This window comes from Paraburkholderia nodosa DSM 21604, assembly GCF_000519185.1.
Classification (GTDB): domain Bacteria; phylum Pseudomonadota; class Gammaproteobacteria; order Burkholderiales; family Burkholderiaceae; genus Paraburkholderia; species Paraburkholderia nodosa.
The window spans coordinates 52,598-70,674 of record NZ_JAFA01000008.1 but is presented as its reverse complement, the minus strand read 5'-3'; the positions used below and the strand labels follow the sequence as shown (position 1 = coordinate 70,674).

Below are 18,077 nucleotides of genomic sequence, written 5' to 3'. Positions count from 1 at the left end.
ACGTTGTTCAGACCTCATCGCTTGGTTCCAAAAACGGTTGCGGCCGCGGCGATCGCCGCACATGGACTCGTTGCCCACGCAGCAACGACGCCTTTCGTGGTTCAGGACATCCGCATCGAAGGGCTGCAACGCGTCGAGCCGGGCACGGTGTTCGCCTACCTGCCGATCAAGCAGGGCGACACGTTCACCGACGACAAGGCGTCCGAGGCCATCCGCGCACTCTATGCGACGGGCTTCTTCAATGACGTGAAGATCGCCACCGAAGGCGGCGTCGTGGTGGTGCAGGTGCAGGAGCGCCCGGCCATCGGCACGATCGACTTCGCGGGCATCAAGGAATTCGACAAGGACAACCTCACGAAGGCGCTGCGCGCGGTCGGCCTCTCGCAGGGCCGCTACTACGACAAGGCGCTCGTCGACAAGGCAGAGCAGGAGCTCAAGCGCCAGTACCTCACGCGCGGCTTCTACGCCGCCGAGGTCACGACCACGGTCACGCCGATCGACCGCAATCGCGTCGGTCTGCTGTTTTCGGTGGTCGAAGGTCCGAGCGCGAAGATCCGCCAGATCAACTTCATCGGCAACAAGACGTACAGCAGCGGCACGCTCCTTGCGGAGATGCAGCTGTCCACGCCGAACTGGTTCTCGTGGTACACGAAGAACGACCTCTACTCGAAGGAAAAGCTCACGGGCGACCTCGAGAATGTGCGCTCGTACTACCTGAACCACGGCTACCTCGAGTTCAACATCGACTCGACGCAGGTCTCGATCTCGCCCGACAAGAAGGACATGTACCTCACCATCGGCATTCACGAAGGTGAGCCGTACAAGGTGTCGGGCATCCAGCTGTCGGGCAACCTGCTCGACCGCGAGGCCGAGCTCAAGAAGCTCATCAAGATCAAGCCGGGCGACACCTTCTCGGCCGAAAAGCTGCAGGCCACGACCAAGGCCATCGTCGACAAGCTCGGCGAGTACGGTTACGCGTTCGCGACCGTCAACGCGCTGCCGCAGATCGATCAGGCGAATCACACGGTCAACCTCACGCTGCAGGTCGATCCGAGCCGCCGCGTGTACGTGCGCCGCATCAACGTGGTGGGCAACACGCGTACCCGCGACGAAGTCGTGCGCCGCGAAATGCGCCAGCTCGAAAGCTCGTGGTTCGATTCGAACCGCCTCGCGCTCTCGAAGGACCGCATCAACCGCCTGGGCTACTTCACCGACGTCGACGTGACCACGGTGCCCGTGGAAGGCACGGCCGACCAGGTGGACGTGAACGTGAAGGTCGCCGAAAAGCCGACCGGCGCGATCACGCTGGGTGCGGGCTTCTCGTCCACGGACAAGGTGGTGCTGTCGGCGGGCGTGTCGCAGGACAACGTGTTCGGTTCGGGCACCTCGCTCTCGCTGAACGTGAACACCGCGAAGACGTACCGCACGCTGGCCCTCACGCAGGTGGACCCGTACTTCACGGTGGACGGCATCAAGCGCATTACCGACGTCTACTACCGCACGTACCAGCCGCTGTACTACTCGACCGATTCGAGCTTCCGCATCATCACGATGGGCGGCGACCTCAAGTTCGGCATTCCGTTCTCGGAAGTCGACACGGTCTACTTCGGCGCGGGCTTCGAGCAGGACACGCTCGACGTCGACTCGAACACGCCGCAGAGCTATATCGACTACGTGAACCAGTTTGGCCGCGTGTCGAACAATGTGCCGCTCACGGTGGGCTGGTCGCGCGACGCGCGTGACAGCGCGCTCGTGCCGAGCAAGGGCTACTTCACGCAGGCGAATGCCGAGTACGGCACGCCGGTTGGCGGCACGCAGTACTACAAGGCCGATATTCAGGCGCAGTACTACTACTCGTTCGCGCGCGGCTTCGTGCTGGGGCTGAACTTCCAGGGCGGCTACGGTAATGGCCTCAGCGGCAAGCCGTATCCGATCTTCAAGAACTACTACGCCGGTGGTATCGGTTCGGTGCGTGGCTACGAGCCGAGTTCGCTGGGTCCGCGCGACAAGACGACGAACGACCCGATCGGCGGTTCGAAGATGCTGGTCGGCAACATCGAGCTGACCTTCCCGCTGCCGGGCACGGGCTATGACCGCACGCTGCGCGTCTTCACGTTCGTCGATGGTGGTAACGTCTGGGGCACGGAAGGCAACAGTATTGGCGCCAACGGCTTGCGTTACAGCTACGGCTTCGGTCTCGCGTGGATTTCGCCGATCGGTCCGCTCAAGCTGAGCCTGGGCTTCCCGGTTACCAAGCACGAAGGCGACCAGTACCAGAAGTTCCAGTTCCAGATCGGGACGGCATTCTGACGTATGTTTTGCCCGGCGTTCGTTGCGCGCGCAGCGCGCGGCGCCGGAATCCAGGAAACGAGAGGATGACTTTGCTAACGGGTATGTTTTCCAGACGGACGATCGGGGCGATGACCGTGTCGCTGGCGCTCCTCGGTTTTGGCATGGGCGTGGCGCAGGCGCAGGAAGCCAGGATCGCGGCGGTGAACTCCGATCGCATCCTGCGCGAATCCGTTCCCGCGAAGGCCGCGCAGACCAAGCTCGAAGCCGAGTTCGCCAAGCGCGACAAGGATCTGCAGGACATGGCGCAGCGCCTGAAGTCGATGTCCGATTCGCTCGACAAGAACGGCCCGTCGATGTCGCCGACCGATCGCGCATCGAAGCAGCGCGACCTGTCCGCGCTCGACAGCGACTTTCAGCGCAAGCAGCGCGAATTCCGCGAAGACCTGAACCAGCGCCGCAATGAGGAACTGGCCGCGGTGCTCGACCGGGCGAACAAGGTGATCAAGCAGATCGCCGAGCAGCAGCATTACGACCTGATCGTGCAGGAAGCGGTGTACGTGAGCCCGCGCATCGACATCACCGATCAGGTGCTGAAGGCGCTCGCAGCGAATAGTGCGGGCGGCAGTAGCAGCAGCAACTAAGGCAAGTAAAAGCAACTAAGGCAGGAGCAGCACGCGCATGGCATTTACGCTTGAGGACATCGTCGGGCGGTTCGGCGGCGAGGTGGTGGGCGATGCGACGCAACGCGTCAGTTCGCTGGCGCCGCTCGACCAGGCCGGTCCGCAACAGCTCGCGTTCCTCGCCAATCCCAAGTATCTCGCGCAGGTCGAGACGACCGGCGCGGGCGCGGTGCTCATCAGCCCCGGCGATCTCGAGAAGCTCGCATCGCGCGAAGGACGCAACTTCATCGTCACACCGAATCCGTATGCTTACTTCGCGCGTGTCGCGCAGGCGTATATCGACCTCGCCGCGCCGAAGGCGCAGCCGGGCATCCACGCCAGCGCCCACGTCGACGCGAAGGCGCAGGTTGCCGCGAGCGCGGTGATCGGCCCGAACGTCACGGTCGAAGCGGGCGCGGTGATCGGGGAAAACGTGCGGCTCGACGCGAACGTCTTCATCGGCCGCGGCACCGAGGTGGGTGAGGGCTCGCACCTGTATCCGGGCGTGACCGTCTACCACAGCTGCAAGCTTGGCGCGCGCGCCATCGTGCATGCCGGCGCCGTGATCGGCTCGGACGGCTTTGGTTTCGCCCCCGATTTCACGGGCGAGGGCGACGCGCGCACGGGCAGCTGGGTCAAGATTCCGCAGGTGGGCGGCGTGGCCATCGGGCCGGACGTCGAGATCGGCGCGAACACCACGATCGACCGCGGCGCGATGGCCGATACGATCATCGAGGAATGCGTGAAGATCGACAACCTCGTGCAGATCGGCCACAACTGCAGGATCGGCGCGTACACGGTCATCGCGGGCTGCGCCGGCATTGCGGGCAGCACGACGATCGGACGCCATTGCATGATCGGCGGTGCAGTGGGCATCGCGGGGCACGTCACGCTGGGCGACTACGTGATCGTCACGGCGAAGTCGGGTGTCTCGAAGTCGTTGCCGAAGGCAGGCATCTACACGAGCGCTTTCCCCGCGGTCGATCACGCCGACTGGAACAAGAGCGCCGCGCTGTTGCGTAACATCGACAAGCTGCGCGACCGTATCAAGGCGCTCGAGGCGGCGGTTGCCCAGAAGCCGCCGGGCGAATAAGAAAGCAGTATCGAGGTAGCGGGCGGCGTGTCGCGGGAGCGGCGCGCCGCTTTGCGTCGCGGACGAGCAAACCGGGGCTGCCCGGGGCTGCCCGCCCGGGGCTTCCCGCCCGGGGCTACCCGCCCGGGGCAATACGCATGCACGGGAGCCCGGGCGTGGCGCATACTTCGCGTCAGCGCGGGCGTGTTTGGTCAGACGCCTCGAATATCGAAATCGAAAGTCACACGCGCAATTCCTGCGTGAGCAGAACCACCATGAACATCGAAAAACTCAACTTCGACATCCACAAGATTCTCACGCTGCTGCCGCACCGCTATCCGTTCCTGATGGTGGACCGGGTCATCGAGCTGGAGCCGCACAAGAGCATCAAGGCGTTGAAGAACGTGACGGTCAACGAGCCCTTTTTCACGGGACACTTCCCGCAGCGTCCGGTCATGCCCGGCGTGATGATTCTCGAGGCGCTGGCGCAAACCGCCGCGCTGCTCACATTCTCGGAGGAAGAGCAGGACTTCGAGAATACGCTGTACTACTTCGTGGGCATCGACGGGGCGCGCTTCAAGCGCGTGGTCGAGCCGGGCGACCAGCTCATCCTCAACGTGACGTTCGAGCGCTACATGCGCGGCATCTGGAAGTTCAAGGCGGTGGCCGAAGTGGAAGGCTCTGTGGCCTGCGAGGCAGAACTCATGTGCACCGTCAAGAAAATGGACGCGGCGCAATAAGAAGCGCCGCCGCATGCCGCAGCGCGCCTTGACCTCGAGGCGCCGGCGCACGGAAACAGAATCGGAGAGCGAGGACGAATGAGCAGGATCCATCCCACTGCAGTCGTCGAGTCTGGCGCGCAGATCGACGAATCGGTCGAAATCGGGCCGTTCGCGGTCATCGGTGCGAACGTCACCATCGGTGCGCGCACGAAGGTCGGTTCGCATAGCGTGCTGGAAGGCCACACGACGATTGGCGAAGACAACACAATCGGCCACTACGCGTCGATCGGCGGCCGTCCGCAGGACATGAAGTACAAGGGCGAGCCCACGAAGCTCGTGATCGGCAGCCGCAACACCATCCGCGAGTTCACGACGCTGCATACGGGCACGGTGCAGGACACCGGCGTCACGATCATTGGCGACGACAACTGGGTCATGGCCTACGTGCACGTGGGCCACGACTGCCGTCTGGGCAACAACGTCATCATGTCGAGCAACGCGCAGCTCGCGGGCCACGTGTTCGTCGAAGACCACGCGATCGTCGGTGGCATGACCGGCGTGCACCAGTTCGTGCGCATTGGCGCGCATTCGATGGTCGGCGGCGCCTCGGCGCTCGTGCAGGACGTGCCGCCGTTCGTAATCGCCGCCGGCAACAAGGCGGTGCCGCACGGCATCAACGTCGAAGGTCTGCGCCGTCGCGGCTTTTCGGCTGACGCGATTTCCGCGCTGCGCTCGGCGTATCGCACGCTCTACAAGAACGGGCTCTCGCTCGAAGAGGCGAAGGTGCAGCTCGCCGACCTCGCGCAGGCGGGCGGCGACGGCGACGTGCACGTGAAGGCGCTGCTCGACTTCGTCGAGCAGTCGCAACGCGGCATCATTCGCTGATCGATGGCGCTGCAAACGCGTCCGCTACGCCTTGCGATGGTCGCCGGCGAGCCGTCCGGCGACCTGCTTGCGTCGTCACTGCTCGCGGGTCTCAAAGCCCGCTTGCCCGACACTACGCAGTACTACGGAATCGGTGGTCCGCGCATGATGGCCGCTGGCTTCGACGCGCACTGGCCGATGGAAAAGCTCTCGGTGCGCGGCTACGTCGAGGCGCTGCGGCACATCCCCGAGATTCTGCGCATCCGCAACGAACTCAAGCATCAGCTGCTGGCCGAACCGCCGGACGCGTTCATCGGCGTGGACGCGCCTGACTTCAACTTCGGCCTCGAGCACGCGCTGCGCGACGCGGGCATTCCGACGATCCACTTCGTCTGCCCGTCGATCTGGGCGTGGCGTGGCGGGCGTATCAAGAAGATCCAGAAGGCCGTGGATCACATGCTGTGCGTGTTTCCGTTCGAAACGGCGCTCCTCGAGAAGTCCGGGGTGGCGGCGTCGTACGTGGGTCATCCGCTCGCCGACGAGATTCCGCTCGAACCGGACATGACCGGCGCGCGCCGCACACTGGGCATGCCGGAAAGCGGCCCGGTGATCGCGGTGCTGCCGGGCAGCCGCCGCTCGGAAATCAACCTGATCGGCCCGACTTTCTTCGACGCGATGCAGATCATGCAGCGGCGCGAGCCGGCACTGCGTTTCGTGATGCCGGCGGCAACGCCGGCTATCCACGCGCAGCTGCAGGAACTCGCGAACGCGCATCAGGGCCTCGCGCTCACGATCATCGACGGCCAGTCGCAACTCGCCATGACGGCCGCCGACGCGATCCTCGTGAAGAGCGGCACGGTCACGCTCGAAGCGGCGCTGCTCAAGAAGCCGATGGTCATCTCCTACAAGGTGCCCTGGCTCACGGGGCAGATCATGCGCCGCCAGGCCTATCTGCCTTACGTGGGCCTGCCGAACATTCTCGCTGGCCGCTTCGTCGTGCCGGAAATCCTGCAGCATTTCGCGACGCCGGAGGCGCTTGCCGACGCGACGCTCACGCAGTTGCAGGACGAGGCAAACCGGCGCACGCTGACCGAGGTGTTCACGCAGATGCATCTGACCCTGCGCCAGAACACCGCGGAGCGCGCGGCCGAGGTGGTCGCGCGCATCGTCGAAGGCCGAAAGGGGCGCGCATGAGCGAGGACACGATCAAGCGCACGACCAGGCGCACGACAGCGCCGGCGATGAAAAAGCCGCCGTCGCAGGCGGCGCTGAAGCTCGCCGCGCGTCGCAAGGCGGCGCGGCAGGCCGGACTGCTGTTCGAATCGCCGGACGACGTGATCTGCGGCGTGGACGAGGCCGGCCGCGGGCCGCTCGCCGGGCCGGTGGTCGCGGCGGCCGTGATTCTCGATCCGGCCCGGCCGATTCGCGGGCTCAACGATTCGAAGGTGCTGACGGCGCAGGCGCGCGAAACGCTCTACGAGCGCATCGTCGAACGCTCGCTCGCGTGGTGCGTCGCGTCGGCGAGCGTCGAGGAAATCGACACGCTCAACATCCTGCACGCGACGATGCTGGCGATGCGGCGTGCGGTCGAGGGTTTGAGCATCGTGCCGACGCTCGCGAAGATCGACGGCAATCGCTGCCCGGTGATGCCGGTGCGCGGCGAGGCGGTGATCGGCGGCGACGCGCTCGTGCCGAGCATTTCGGCGGCGTCGATCATCGCCAAGGTCACGCGCGACCGCATGCTGGTCGATCTGCACCAAGTCCACCCGCATTACGGTTTCGACGCCCATGCAGGCTACGGCACACCGCAGCACCTCGAAGCGTTGCGCGTGCACGGTCCGTGCGAGCATCATCGGCGCTCGTTCGCGCCCGTGCGCGACGCCTATGCGCTGCACGGCATCGTCCTGACCGGTGTTTCGATGGCGGTCAGCGACGCCGCCGGCCTCGAAGCAGACGACGCGTTCGCGCCGCTGCCTTGAGCCGCCGCTGACGGCGTCTCGCGCGAGCCCGCGCCGTTTCGCGTAGTGCCGGCGCCGCAGTTTTTCTATCTCCCGATCCTCATTTGACACGCCAGAGCCGCCCGTGAAAGCCATTACCTCGCGCGACAATCCGCTCTACAAGCGCCTGAAGGCGCTCGCCGGCTCGACGCATCAACAGCGGCGCAGCCATCAAGCCCTGCTCGAAGGCTTCCATCTCGCGAGCGCGTGGCTCGACGGCGGCACGCAGCCCGAATACTGCGTCGTGACCGAAGGCGCGCTCGCGCATGAAGAAGCGCAGGCGATCGTCGCCCGCGTGGACGAGCGCCGCGTGATCACACTGCCCGATGCGCTCTTCGGGCAGCTCTCGAACGTCGTGCACGGCGTGGGGTTGCTGCTGCTCGTCGATATGCCTGAAGCGCAATTGCCCGAGCGCGTCGGCTCGACCTGCCTCGTGCTCGACGGACTGCAGGACGCCGGCAACGTCGGCTCGATCCTGCGCAGCGCGGCGGCGGCCGGCATCGACAAGGTGTTCTGCACGCCCGGCACGGCCTACGTGTGGTCGTCGAAGGTGCTGCGCTCGGCGATGGGCGCGCATTTCCTCTTGCAGGTCTACGAGAACGTGGAGACCGAAGCGCTCGTCGAGATGCTTGGCGTGCCGGTGGTCATCACCGATTCGCATGGCGCGCAGGCGATCGACGAGGCCGATCTCACGGGGCAGGTCGCGTGGGTGTTCGGCAACGAAGGAGCGGGTGTCTCGCAGGTATGGCGCGACGCGGCCGCGCTGCGCGTGACGATTCCGCAGCCGGGCGGCATGGAGTCGCTCAACGTCGCGGCAGCGGCGGCCGTGTGCGTGTTCGAGCAGTGCCGGCAGCAGCGGCACGTACGTTGACCCTCGCGCCGGCGAGCAATAAAAAAGCCCGCTCAGACGCGGGCTTTTTCGTTTCAGGCGCGCCGTTTCAATACGACGGCTTGTCGATGCGGATTTCCTGCAGGATCGTGGTGGCGATTTCCTCGATCGACTTGTGCGTCGACGAGAGCCACTTGATGCCTTCGCGCCGCATCATCGCTTCGGCTTCGTTGACCTCGTAGCGGCAATTTTCCAGCGCGGCGTACTTGCTGCCCGGGCGCCGCTCGTTGCGGATCTCGGTCAGGCGCTGTGGATCGATCGAGAGGCCGAATATCTTCGTGCGATGCGACAGCAACGCGTTCGGCAGCTTGCCGCGTTCGAAATCGTCCGGGATGAGCGGGTAGTTCGCGGCCTTCACACCGTACTGCATCGCGAGATACAGGCTCGTCGGCGTCTTGCCGCTGCGCGACACGCCCACGAGGATCACGTCGGCGTCGGCGAGATTGCGGTCGGACTGGCCGTCGTCGTGCGCGAGCGAGAAGTTGATCGCCTCGATACGGTTCTTGTACTCGTCGGTGTCGGCGTTCTGGTGGCCGCGGCCCATGGCGTGGCTCGACTTGAGTTCCAGCTCCTGCTCGAGCGGCTCCACGAAGGTCTGGAACATGTCCATCACGAGCGCATTCGCGCGCTTGACGATCTCGTTCGAGTTGCTGTCCACGAGCGTCGTGAACACGATCGGGCGGCGGCCTTCCTGCACGGCGGCTTCGTTGATCTTCTCGGCGGTCGAGTAGGCCTTTTCGGACGAATCGACGAAGGGCACGCGCACGAGGCGGAATTTCTGGTCGAACTGCGACAGGATCGAATGCGCGAAAGTTTCGGCAGTGATCCCGGTACCGTCGGAGACGATGAATACGGTAGGCGGCATCGGTTGAGGCTGGGTACGTGAGCTGCAGGGCCGCTCGGGACAGGCTTGGGCGCCCGGAAAGCCCCGTCCGGCGGGACCGAGGGGCAATTCTCGCCGCCTGGCACAAATTCCAGAGTCGGCACGGTAGAATAGCGGCAACCTGTTGGATAAGCAATTGCAGTGCAACCGCGCCAAACAGCCGCCTATCGCGGTGCATTCTGGTGTCAATTTGCAGCGATTCCATCTAACTCCATGGATTCGCGCGCATCTTCGTGCTTTTCCATTGAATGGAAATTCGTTCGCGCCCCGTGAGCGATTGCTTCTCCAACAGGTTGCGCAAGACGCGAATCCGCTTCCAATAAGTGGACCGCGTTCGAGCCCACTTGCGCAATCGTGAATTTTTTTCACACTTAGGGGCTTGTATGACTAACACCGTTGCCAAGGATCAGGCGTATGTAGTGCCTTTCGAGCAGTTGCGGATGACCGATGTCGAGATCGTGGGCGGCAAGAACGCCTCGCTCGGCGAAATGATCAGCCAGTTGGCTGAGGCAGGTGTGCGCGTGCCCACGGGCTTCGCGACGACCGCGCTCGCGTTCCGCGACTTCCTGAAACATAACAACCTGACCGAACGGATCGCCGCTCGTCTGGAGACGTTCGACGTCGACGACGTGAAGGCGCTGGCCGAAGCGGGCAAAGAGATCCGTCAATGGATCATCGACGCGCCGCTGCAGCCGAAGCTCGAAGCGGAAATCCGCGCCGGTTTCGAGACGCTGCAGAACGGTTCGCCGTCTGAGCTCTCGTTCGCCGTGCGTTCGTCGGCAACAGCGGAAGACCTGCCTGACGCGTCGTTTGCCGGTCAGCAGGAAAGCTACCTCAACGTGGTGGGCATCGAAGACGTGCTCGATCGCCTCAAGCACGTGTTCGCGTCGCTCTACAACGACCGCGCCATTTCCTATCGCGTCCACAAGGGCTTTACCCACGCTGAAGTCGCGCTGTCGGCTGGCGTGCAGCGCATGGTCCGTTCGGACCGCGGCGCCGCAGGCGTGATGTTCACGCTGGACACGGAATCGGGCTTCAAGGACGCCGTCTTCATTACGTCGAGCTACGGCCTTGGCGAAACGGTCGTGCAGGGCGCCGTGAATCCGGACGAGTTCTACGTCTTCAAGACCACGCTCGCTCAAGGCAAGGCGCCGATTATCCGCCGCTCGATCGGCTCGAAGCTCATCAAGATGGAATTCACGCAGCCGGGCGAGCCGGGCCGCGTGAAGACGGTCGACGTCTCGCACGAACAGCGCAACCGCTTCTCGATCACCGACGAAGACGTGATCGAGCTGGCCAGGTACGCCGTCATCATCGAGAAGCATTACCAGCGCCCGATGGACATCGAGTGGGGCAAGGACGGCCTCGACGGCAAGATCTTCATTCTCCAGGCGCGTCCGGAGACCGTGAAGAGCCAGGCCGTCGGCAAGGTCGAGCAGCGCTTCAAGCTCAAGGGCCAGTCGCAGGTGCTCGCAACGGGCCGCGCGATCGGCCAGAAGATCGGCGCGGGCCGCGTGAAGGTGATTCACGATCCGTCCGAAATGGAACGCGTGCAGCCGGGCGACGTGCTGGTCGCCGACATGACCGACCCGAACTGGGAGCCGGTCATGAAGCGCGCTGCGGCGATCGTCACGAACCGTGGCGGCCGTACCTGCCACGCGGCGATCATCGCGCGTGAACTGGGTGTGCCGGCTGTGGTGGGCTGTGGCGACGCGACCGACGTGCTGAAGGACGGCGCGCTCGTGACCGTTTCGTGCGCGGAAGGCGACGAAGGCCGCATCTACGACGGTCTGCTGGAAACCGAAGTCAGCGAAGTCCAGCGTGGCGAGCTGCCGGCCATTCCGGTCAAGATCATGATGAACGTCGGCAATCCGCAGCTCGCGTTCGACTTCTCGCAACTGCCGAATGCGGGTGTTGGCCTCGCGCGTCTCGAGTTCATCATCAACAACAACATCGGCGTTCACCCGAAGGCGATTCTCGAGTACCCGAACATCGACGCGGACCTGAAGAAGGCCGTGGAAAGCGTGGCACGCGGCCACGCCTCGCCGCGCGCGTTCTACGTCGACAAGCTCACGGAAGGCATCGCCACGATCGCGGCGGCGTTCTATCCGAAGCCCGTGATCGTGCGTCTGTCGGACTTCAAGTCGAACGAGTACAAGAAGCTGATCGGCGGTTCGCGCTACGAGCCGGACGAAGAAAACCCGATGCTCGGTTTCCGCGGCGCGTCGCGTTACATCGCCGAGGACTTCGCGCAGGCGTTCGAAATGGAGTGCCTGGCGCTCAAGCGCGTGCGTGAAGAAATGGGTCTCGCGAACGTCGAGATCATGGTGCCGTTCGTGCGTACGCTCAAGCAGGCGGAGCGCGTGGTCGGCCTGCTCGACAAGTTCGGCCTCAAGCGCGGCGTGAACGACCTCAAGCTGATCATGATGTGCGAAGTGCCGTCGAACGCCATTCTCGCCGAAGAGTTCCTGCAATACTTCGACGGCTTCTCGATCGGCTCGAACGACCTCACGCAGCTCACGCTCGGCCTCGACCGGGACTCGGGCATGGAACTGCTGGCCGTCGACTTCGACGAGCGCGATCCGGCTGTCAAGTTCATGCTCAAGCGCGCGATCGAAACCTGCCGCCGTCTGAACAAGTACGTCGGCATCTGCGGTCAGGGCCCGTCCGATCACCCGGACTTCGCCCAGTGGCTCGCGGAAGAGGGCATCGCTTCGATCTCGCTGAACCCGGATTCGGTTGTCGAAACCTGGCAGCAGCTGGCGAAGTCGCAGTCGAAGTAAGCGCGGTGCCGGGGGCGTAAATCCTCGGCACATGCGGAGCTTGATGCAGCTTCCCGTGCGTCGTTGCACGCTGCGGAAAAAAGTGTCAGCTTCGTGCTATAACACCCCGGTCTATCCGGGGTGTTTTACTTTGGGAGGTCGTCGTGGGTCCGCATGGTTTGTTCTGGTGGATTGCCGCTGGCGTGCTCATCGTCGCCGAGCTGATGACCGGCACGTTTTACCTCTTGATGATCGCACTCGGCTTTCTCGCCGGCGCGCTCAGCTATGAGCTTGGCGCGCCGCTCGACGTGCAGCTGATCGTCGCGGCGGTGGTCGGGCTCGCGGCCGTGGTCACGCTGCGGCGCTCGCGCTTTGGCCGCCGCCGGCGCATGACCGACGCCTCGACCGATCCGGGCGTGAACCTCGATATTGGCGCGACACTGGCCGTCGCCGCATGGCGCAACGGTCGCGCGCGCACGATGTATCGCGGCGCCGAATGGGACGTCGAACTCGCGCCCGGCGAGCCCGAAGATGCGCCTCTCTATGAAATCAAGGCGGTGCGCGGCAGTTGCCTCGTCGTTGCGGCGAAGCGAGAGCAGCGCGAAGCCAGTGCGCCCGGCACCGCTCGCGACGACGCGCGCCACGCGTGACGGGCCGAATTCAGAATCACACCAACACACCACACAGAAGCGAACGGAGGTCCCGTATGCAAGTCCCAGTCGTCGGCCTGATTCTGCTCGTGATCGTCATCGTGCTGATCGCGCAGACCATCAAGATCGTGCCGCAACAGCATGCCTGGGTGCTCGAACGGCTTGGGCGCTACCACGGCACGCTCACGCCGGGGCTGACGATCGTGCTGCCGTTCGTGGATCGCGTGGCCTACAAGCACGTGCTCAAGGAAATTCCGCTCGACGTGCCGAGCCAGGTCTGCATCACGCGCGACAACACGCAGCTTCAGGTCGATGGCGTGCTGTACTTCCAGGTGACCGATCCGATGAAGGCGTCGTACGGCTCGAGCAATTTCGTGTTCGCGATTACGCAGCTTTCGCAGACCACGCTGCGCTCGGTGATCGGCAAGCTCGAACTCGACAAGACCTTCGAGGAACGCGACTTCATCAACCATAGCGTCGTGTCGGCGCTCGATGAGGCCGCATCGAACTGGGGTGTCAAGGTGTTGCGCTACGAAATCAAGGATCTCACGCCGCCGAAGGAAATCCTCCACGCCATGCAGGCGCAGATCACCGCCGAGCGGGAAAAGCGCGCGCTCATCGCGGCCTCGGAAGGCCGCAAGCAGGAACAGATCAACCTGGCCGCCGGCGCGCGCGAGGCGGCGATCCAGAAGTCGGAAGGCGAGCGTCAGGCGGCGATCAACCAGGCGCAGGGTCAGGCGGCCGCCATTCTCGCGGTGGCCGAGGCGAACGCGCAGGCCATCCAGAAGGTCGGCAACTCGATCCAGGCGCATGGCGGGATGGATGCCGTCAATCTCAAGGTGGCCGAACAGTACGTGAATGCCTTCGCCAATCTGGCGAAACAGGGCAATACGCTGATCGTGCCAGGCAACATGGGCGACCTGAGCACGATGATCGCTTCCGCGCTGACGATCGTGAACCGGGCGGGCCTGCGCGAGGGGCAGATCAGCGGGGCTGGGGCGACGAAGGGCGCATAAGCGCTCAGGCCGCCGAAAATGACTCGGGCCGCGTGAGCGGCCCGTTGTCCATCTGAACGCCTGCGGAAGAATCAGGTGGGCGAGCGCATCAGGCGCGCCTTTTCGCGCTCCCAGTCGCGCTTCTTCTCGGTTTCGCGCTTGTCGTGCAGCTTCTTGCCCTTGGCGAGGCCGATCTCGCACTTCACGCGGCCGCCCTTGTAGTGAAAGTTCAGCGGCACGAGCGTGAAGCCGCGCTGCTCCACTTTGCCGATCAGCTTGTCGATTTCTTCGCGCTTCAGGAGCAGCTTGCGGATGCGCGTGGGGTCGGGCTGGATGTGCGTCGAGGCCTCGGGCAGCGGGCTGATGTGCGTGCCGATCAGGTAGAGCTCGCCGTCCTTGATCATGACGTAGCTTTCCTTGATGTTGGCTCGCCCGGCGCGCATGGCCTTGACTTCCCATCCTTCCAGCACGAGCCCAGCCTCGTGGCGCTCTTCGATGAAGTAATCGAAGAACGCTTTTCTGTTGTCGATGATGCTCATAGGAAAATGGGATTGGCCCAACTCGTTTAAAATTGCGATTTTAGCAAAGCGGGCTTCCGAAAGCCCGTAGCGCTTTCACCCTAGCCACGCATTGCGCAATTTATGGCGGATGTCCAGAAAACCGTGTTGATTCGCCATTCGGCGGAACAAATGTTCGACCTCGTCACCGACGTCGCCGACTACCCCAACTTCCTGCCGTGGTGCGGCGGCGTCGAGATTCGCCGTCAGGACGACAGCGGTATGGAGGCGAAGATCGACATCAACTTCAAGGGCATCAAGCAACACTTCGCCACGCGCAACTCGCAAAAGCGGCCCGAGCGCATCGACATGGAATTCGCCGATGGCCCGTTTCGCAAGTTCACGGGCTACTGGCGTTTCACGCCGCTGCGCGCCGACGCCTGCAAGATCGAGTTTGCGCTGCATTACGAGTTTTCAAACATCATTCTCGAGAAGCTCATCGGGCCCGTGTTCCATCACATCGCGAACACCTTCGTCGACTCCTTTGTGAAGCGCGCCGACCAGCGCTACGGCAAGCCATGAGCGCGAATCTCTCCATCGACGTCTGCTACGCGCTGCCGGATGCGCAGACGCTCATCAGCATCGAACTGCCCGCGGGCGCGACCGTCCAGCAGGCCATTGATGCGAGCGGCATTCTCGCGCGCCATCCCGAGATCGATCTGGCGCAGCTCAGGGTGGGCGTGTACGGCAAGCTCAAGCCGCTCGACACCGTGCTCGCCGACCACGACCGCGTGGAGATCTATCGGCCGCTGATCGTCGATCCCAAGATGGCGCGCCAGCGCCGTGTCGACAAGACCCGCAAGGAAGGCTCGATCGAGGGGCGCAAGTGGTTGCCCAAGGACTCGCGCTAAGGCTCGAGGCGGGTTGCCACGGATTTGCCGCACGAACGCAATGGGCGGGATAGCTTGCGCTGTCTCGCCCATTCGGCTTTTTGCGGCCCGGTGCGCTCAGGCGGTGGTCGTGCGGCCGCTTCGCTTCGCGTCGGCGTTGGGGTGCGCGCGGCCGCTGTCGTTGCCGATGCCCGGCAGATCGCCGTCCGGCACGATGCCGTCGCCGTGCGCGGTATCTTCGGGGCCGCCCGAATGCTGGCGTACCGACCAGCTCACGCCCGCCACCAGCAGCACGATCGCGGCGATTTCCAGCCCGCGCGGCAGCCGGTGATCGTAGATAAAGCCGTAGAGCAGGGCGAACAGCGTCTCGAACACGATCATCTGGCCCGAGAGCGTGAGCGGCAAGCGCTTGGCGGCCGCGTTCCAGAGGCCGTTGCCGAGCCATGACGCGCCGATCGCGAGCACCAGATTCAACTGCCAGAACGTGGTCCAGCGGCCGGCGGCCACGGTTTCCTGCACCCAGTGCGACGGCACGACGAGAATGCCGAGCCAGAGCAGGCCGCCGAGCGCGCCCGTGACCACGCCCCAGAGCACCGACCATTCGTTGCCGCTGAAGTGCGCATTGCGCTGCAGATAACGCGCGTTTTCGACCGCGAACCAGGTCCAGCACACGAGCGCGCCGACGGCGCAGCCAATGCCCGCAATGCGCGTGAGGACGCTCGCACCGCCTGCCTCGCTGGCGGCGGTGAACACGTCCACGTTGATGCAGACGATACCGGCCGCGATCATCGCAAGCGGCCAGACCAGACGCGAAAGCGGCAAGGCGCCATGGTCGCGGCGGCCGAGCAGCGTGACGGTGACGGGCAGCACGCCGACGATCAGCGAGGCCGGCGCGATGCCCACCAGATGAATCGCGCTTGCGAGAAACAGGTAATAGAGCACGTTGCCCACGAGCGCGAGTTTCACGAGCGCGACGAGGTCGGCGCGCGTCATGCGCGGCCAGACGCGGCGCAGCATGGGCACCAGCGCGGCGAGTGAGACGAGCCCATACATCGCGTAGCGGCCCGCGCTCAGGAGCAATGGTGAGAACTCCGCCAGTTGCCGGGGTACGAGGAACACCGTTCCCCATAACGCGCCGGCGAGCACGCCGTACAACACACCACGCTGCATTTGTATTGCCTCCAGAAACTTCGCGCGGCCCAGGCGGGCCGTTTTGACAGGACGGCCCGAAGCATAACTGGAGGCGTGCGCACCCGTCTTGTTCAATCCTGCAGCGTGCGCCCGATATTCGGGTCGGAGGCGAGCCGCGCCCGCACGGCTCTCGCCGGCAGGGCCGGAGCGTGGAAATAATCCCGAAAACGGCGCTAAGCTACTGTTAGCGCTGATGATTTCCAGGGCGCTATCGCGTATAATCTGCTTTTGCGCCTATAGGATTTGCCATGCGTCTGATCCAGAAAGCACTCACGTTCGATGACGTGCTCCTCGTCCCCGCCTTTTCCGACGTTCTCCCGCGCGACACCAGCCTGAAGACCCGGCTGACCCGCAATATCTCCCTGAACATTCCGCTCGTGTCGGCCGCTATGGATACCGTTACGGAAGGCCGTCTGGCAATCGCCATGGCGCAGCAGGGTGGCGTCGGCATCGTCCACAAGAACCTCACGCCGGCCGAGCAGGCGCGCGAGGTCGCGAAGGTGAAGCGCTTCGAGTCGGGCGTCGTGCGCGATCCGATCACGATTCCGCCGCAAATGAAGGTCGCCGACGTCATCGCGCTCTCGCAGCAGCATGGCATTTCGGGTTTCCCGGTCGTGGAAGGTGCGCAACTCGTCGGCATCGTCACGAACCGCGACCTGCGTTTCGAAACACGTCTGGATGAGCCGGTGCGCTCGATCATGACGCCGCGCGAGCGCCTCGTCACCGTCAAGGAAGGCACGCCGCTCGTCGAAGCCAAGGCGCTCATGCACAGCCACCGCCTCGAGCGCGTGCTGGTCATCAACGACGCGTTCGAGCTGCGCGGTCTCATGACCGTCAAGGACATCACCAAGCAGACCGAGCACCCGGCTGCCTGTAAGGACGAGCACGGCAAGCTGCGCGCGGGCGCGGCAGTCGGCGTCGGTCCCGACAACGAAGAGCGCGTCGAGCTGCTGGTGCAAGCCGGCGTCGACGTGATCGTCGTGGATACGGCGCACGGCCATAGCAAGGGCGTGCTCGAGCGCGTTCGCTGGGTCAAGAAGAACTTCCCGCACGTCGAAGTGATCGGAGGCAACATTGCCACGGCCGACGCGGCGCGCGCGCTCGTCGAGTACGGTGCGGATGGCGTGAAGGTCGGCATCGGTCCTGGCTCGATCTGCACGACGCGTATCGTGGCCGGCGTGGGCGTGCCGCAGATCAGCGCGATCTCCAATGTCTCGGAAGCGCTCAAGGGCACGGGCGTGCCGTGCATCGCCGACGGCGGCGTGCGCTACTCGGGCGACGTTTCGAAGGCGCTGGCCGCCGGCGCGAACGCCGTGATGATGGGCAGCATGTTCGCGGGCACGGAAGAGTCGCCGGGCGACGTGTTCCTGTACCAGGGCCGCCAGTACAAGTCGTATCGCGGCATGGGCTCGGTCGGCGCGATGAAGGACGGCGCCGCAGACCGCTACTTCCAGGACAACTCGGCGAACATCGACAAGCTCGTGCCGGAAGGCATCGAAGGCCGTGTCGCCTACAAGGGTCCCATCAACGCCATCCTGTTCCAGCTGATCGGCGGCGTGCGCGCCTCGATGGGCTACTGCGGCTGCCGGACGATCGAAGACCTGCATGCGAAGGCGGAGTTCGTGCAGATTACCGGCGCCGGCCTGCACGAGTCGCACGTGCACGACGTGCAGATCACGAAGGAAGCGCCCAACTATCACGTGGACTAAACCTC

The 18,077-nt window shown here is 64.4% G+C and carries 17 protein-coding genes; 14 read left to right on the top strand and 3 right to left on the bottom strand.

Annotation, left to right across the window (positions count from 1 at the left end; translation table 11 throughout):
* Positions 1 to 3: 3 nt before the first annotated feature.
* The 8 genes from bamA to A3CW_RS0113485 all read left to right on the top strand — a co-directional run bounded on the left by bamA (position 4) and on the right by A3CW_RS0113485 (position 8,477).
* The gene (bamA, locus tag A3CW_RS0113520) at positions 4 to 2,310 is read left to right on the top strand and encodes an outer membrane protein assembly factor BamA (RefSeq protein WP_028204055.1); all 2,307 of its coding nucleotides are present in this window, start codon (positions 4 to 6) and stop codon (positions 2,308 to 2,310) included.
* Positions 2,311 to 2,381: 71 nt separating this feature from the next.
* Positions 2,382 to 2,933: an OmpH family outer membrane protein gene (locus A3CW_RS0113515; protein ID WP_154677943.1), complete on the top strand. Its 552-nt coding sequence runs from the start codon at positions 2,382 to 2,384 to the stop codon at positions 2,931 to 2,933.
* A gap of 37 nt (positions 2,934 to 2,970) precedes the next feature.
* Positions 2,971 to 4,044: a UDP-3-O-(3-hydroxymyristoyl)glucosamine N-acyltransferase gene (gene lpxD / locus A3CW_RS0113510; RefSeq protein ID WP_028204053.1), complete on the top strand. Its 1,074-nt coding sequence runs from the start codon at positions 2,971 to 2,973 to the stop codon at positions 4,042 to 4,044.
* 254 nt (positions 4,045 to 4,298) lie between these two features.
* The gene (fabZ, locus tag A3CW_RS0113505) at positions 4,299 to 4,763 is read left to right on the top strand and encodes a 3-hydroxyacyl-ACP dehydratase FabZ (RefSeq protein WP_028204052.1); all 465 of its coding nucleotides are present in this window, start codon (positions 4,299 to 4,301) and stop codon (positions 4,761 to 4,763) included.
* Positions 4,764 to 4,841: 78 nt separating this feature from the next.
* Positions 4,842 to 5,630 carry an acyl-ACP--UDP-N-acetylglucosamine O-acyltransferase gene (lpxA, locus tag A3CW_RS0113500; RefSeq protein ID WP_028204051.1) on the top strand — a complete coding sequence of 263 codons (789 nt, stop codon included), beginning with the start codon at positions 4,842 to 4,844 and terminating at the stop codon, positions 5,628 to 5,630.
* A 3-nt stretch (positions 5,631 to 5,633) separates the two neighbouring features.
* Entirely contained in the window at positions 5,634 to 6,803 is a 1,170-nt protein-coding gene (lpxB, locus tag A3CW_RS0113495) for a lipid-A-disaccharide synthase (RefSeq protein ID WP_028204050.1), read from the top strand.
* A 47-nt stretch (positions 6,804 to 6,850) separates the two neighbouring features.
* Positions 6,851 to 7,588 carry a ribonuclease HII gene (rnhB, locus tag A3CW_RS0113490; protein ID WP_035512978.1) on the top strand — a complete coding sequence of 246 codons (738 nt, stop codon included), beginning with the start codon at positions 6,851 to 6,853 and terminating at the stop codon, positions 7,586 to 7,588.
* 103 nt (positions 7,589 to 7,691) lie between these two features.
* A complete protein-coding gene (locus A3CW_RS0113485; RefSeq protein WP_028204048.1) occupies positions 7,692 to 8,477 on the top strand; it encodes a TrmH family RNA methyltransferase in 786 nt (261 codons plus the stop codon).
* Positions 8,478 to 8,544: 67 nt separating this feature from the next.
* Here the strand turns inward: A3CW_RS0113485 and ppsR are convergent, their stop codons facing one another.
* Positions 8,545 to 9,360, bottom strand: a complete 816-nt coding sequence (gene ppsR, locus A3CW_RS0113480; protein ID WP_028204047.1) for a posphoenolpyruvate synthetase regulatory kinase/phosphorylase PpsR — start codon at positions 9,358 to 9,360, stop codon at positions 8,545 to 8,547.
* 401 nt (positions 9,361 to 9,761) lie between these two features.
* Here ppsR and ppsA point away from each other — a divergent pair, with 401 nt between their 5' ends.
* The 3 genes from ppsA to A3CW_RS0113465 all read left to right on the top strand — a co-directional run bounded on the left by ppsA (position 9,762) and on the right by A3CW_RS0113465 (position 13,806).
* Positions 9,762 to 12,161 carry a phosphoenolpyruvate synthase gene (gene ppsA, locus A3CW_RS0113475; protein WP_035512954.1) on the top strand — a complete coding sequence of 800 codons (2,400 nt, stop codon included), beginning with the start codon at positions 9,762 to 9,764 and terminating at the stop codon, positions 12,159 to 12,161.
* A gap of 143 nt (positions 12,162 to 12,304) precedes the next feature.
* Positions 12,305 to 12,790 (top strand): NfeD family protein, encoded by a 486-nt coding sequence (locus tag A3CW_RS46210; RefSeq protein WP_051481447.1) that lies wholly within the window; start codon positions 12,305 to 12,307, stop codon positions 12,788 to 12,790.
* A 56-nt stretch (positions 12,791 to 12,846) separates the two neighbouring features.
* Positions 12,847 to 13,806 carry an SPFH domain-containing protein gene (locus A3CW_RS0113465; protein ID WP_028204045.1) on the top strand — a complete coding sequence of 320 codons (960 nt, stop codon included), beginning with the start codon at positions 12,847 to 12,849 and terminating at the stop codon, positions 13,804 to 13,806.
* A 71-nt stretch (positions 13,807 to 13,877) separates the two neighbouring features.
* Here the strand turns inward: A3CW_RS0113465 and smpB are convergent, their stop codons facing one another.
* Positions 13,878 to 14,324 carry an SsrA-binding protein SmpB gene (gene smpB / locus A3CW_RS0113460; RefSeq protein WP_028204044.1) on the bottom strand — a complete coding sequence of 149 codons (447 nt, stop codon included), beginning with the start codon at positions 14,322 to 14,324 and terminating at the stop codon, positions 13,878 to 13,880.
* A gap of 102 nt (positions 14,325 to 14,426) precedes the next feature.
* Here smpB and A3CW_RS0113455 point away from each other — a divergent pair, with 102 nt between their 5' ends.
* Both A3CW_RS0113455 and A3CW_RS0113450 read left to right on the top strand, forming a co-directional pair.
* Positions 14,427 to 14,864, top strand: a complete 438-nt coding sequence (locus A3CW_RS0113455) for a type II toxin-antitoxin system RatA family toxin (protein ID WP_028204043.1) — start codon at positions 14,427 to 14,429, stop codon at positions 14,862 to 14,864.
* Positions 14,861 to 15,193, top strand: coding sequence for an RnfH family protein (locus tag A3CW_RS0113450; RefSeq protein WP_028204042.1), 333 nt, complete (start codon positions 14,861 to 14,863; stop codon positions 15,191 to 15,193). Before A3CW_RS0113455 ends, A3CW_RS0113450 begins: the two co-directional genes overlap by 4 nt.
* Before the next feature lie 96 nt (positions 15,194 to 15,289).
* On the opposite strand, the gene A3CW_RS46205 is transcribed toward A3CW_RS0113450, so the two are convergent.
* Positions 15,290 to 16,342: a DMT family transporter gene (locus A3CW_RS46205; RefSeq protein WP_081771646.1), complete on the bottom strand. Its 1,053-nt coding sequence runs from the start codon at positions 16,340 to 16,342 to the stop codon at positions 15,290 to 15,292.
* A gap of 269 nt (positions 16,343 to 16,611) precedes the next feature.
* Between A3CW_RS46205 and guaB the strand changes: the two genes are divergently transcribed.
* On the top strand, positions 16,612 to 18,072 hold the full coding sequence (gene guaB / locus A3CW_RS0113440) for an IMP dehydrogenase (protein ID WP_028204041.1): 1,461 nt from the start codon (positions 16,612 to 16,614) through the stop codon (positions 18,070 to 18,072).
* Positions 18,073 to 18,077 lie beyond the last annotated feature (5 nt).

Bases quoted from the DNA above. Each gene is read 5' to 3' on its own strand.
- lpxD (WP_028204053.1), top strand. From the start codon at position 2,971: ATGGCATTTACGCTTGAGGACATCGTCGGGCGGTTCGGCGGCGAGGTG.
- fabZ (WP_028204052.1), top strand. From the start codon at position 4,299: ATGAACATCGAAAAACTCAACTTCGACATCCACAAGATTCTCACGCTG.
- lpxA (WP_028204051.1), top strand. From the start codon at position 4,842: ATGAGCAGGATCCATCCCACTGCAGTCGTCGAGTCTGGCGCGCAGATC.
- lpxB (WP_028204050.1), top strand. From the start codon at position 5,634: ATGGCGCTGCAAACGCGTCCGCTACGCCTTGCGATGGTCGCCGGCGAG.
- rnhB (WP_035512978.1), top strand. From the start codon at position 6,851: ATGAAAAAGCCGCCGTCGCAGGCGGCGCTGAAGCTCGCCGCGCGTCGC.
- ppsR (WP_028204047.1), bottom strand. From the start codon at position 9,360: ATGCCGCCTACCGTATTCATCGTCTCCGACGGTACCGGGATCACTGCC.
- ppsA (WP_035512954.1), top strand. From the start codon at position 9,762: ATGACTAACACCGTTGCCAAGGATCAGGCGTATGTAGTGCCTTTCGAG.
- A3CW_RS0113465 (WP_028204045.1), top strand. From the start codon at position 12,847: ATGCAAGTCCCAGTCGTCGGCCTGATTCTGCTCGTGATCGTCATCGTG.
- smpB (WP_028204044.1), bottom strand. From the start codon at position 14,324: ATGAGCATCATCGACAACAGAAAAGCGTTCTTCGATTACTTCATCGAA.
- A3CW_RS0113455 (WP_028204043.1), top strand. From the start codon at position 14,427: ATGGCGGATGTCCAGAAAACCGTGTTGATTCGCCATTCGGCGGAACAA.
- A3CW_RS0113450 (WP_028204042.1), top strand. From the start codon at position 14,861: ATGAGCGCGAATCTCTCCATCGACGTCTGCTACGCGCTGCCGGATGCG.
- A3CW_RS46205 (WP_081771646.1), bottom strand. From the start codon at position 16,342: ATGCAGCGTGGTGTGTTGTACGGCGTGCTCGCCGGCGCGTTATGGGGA.
- guaB (WP_028204041.1), top strand. From the start codon at position 16,612: ATGCGTCTGATCCAGAAAGCACTCACGTTCGATGACGTGCTCCTCGTC.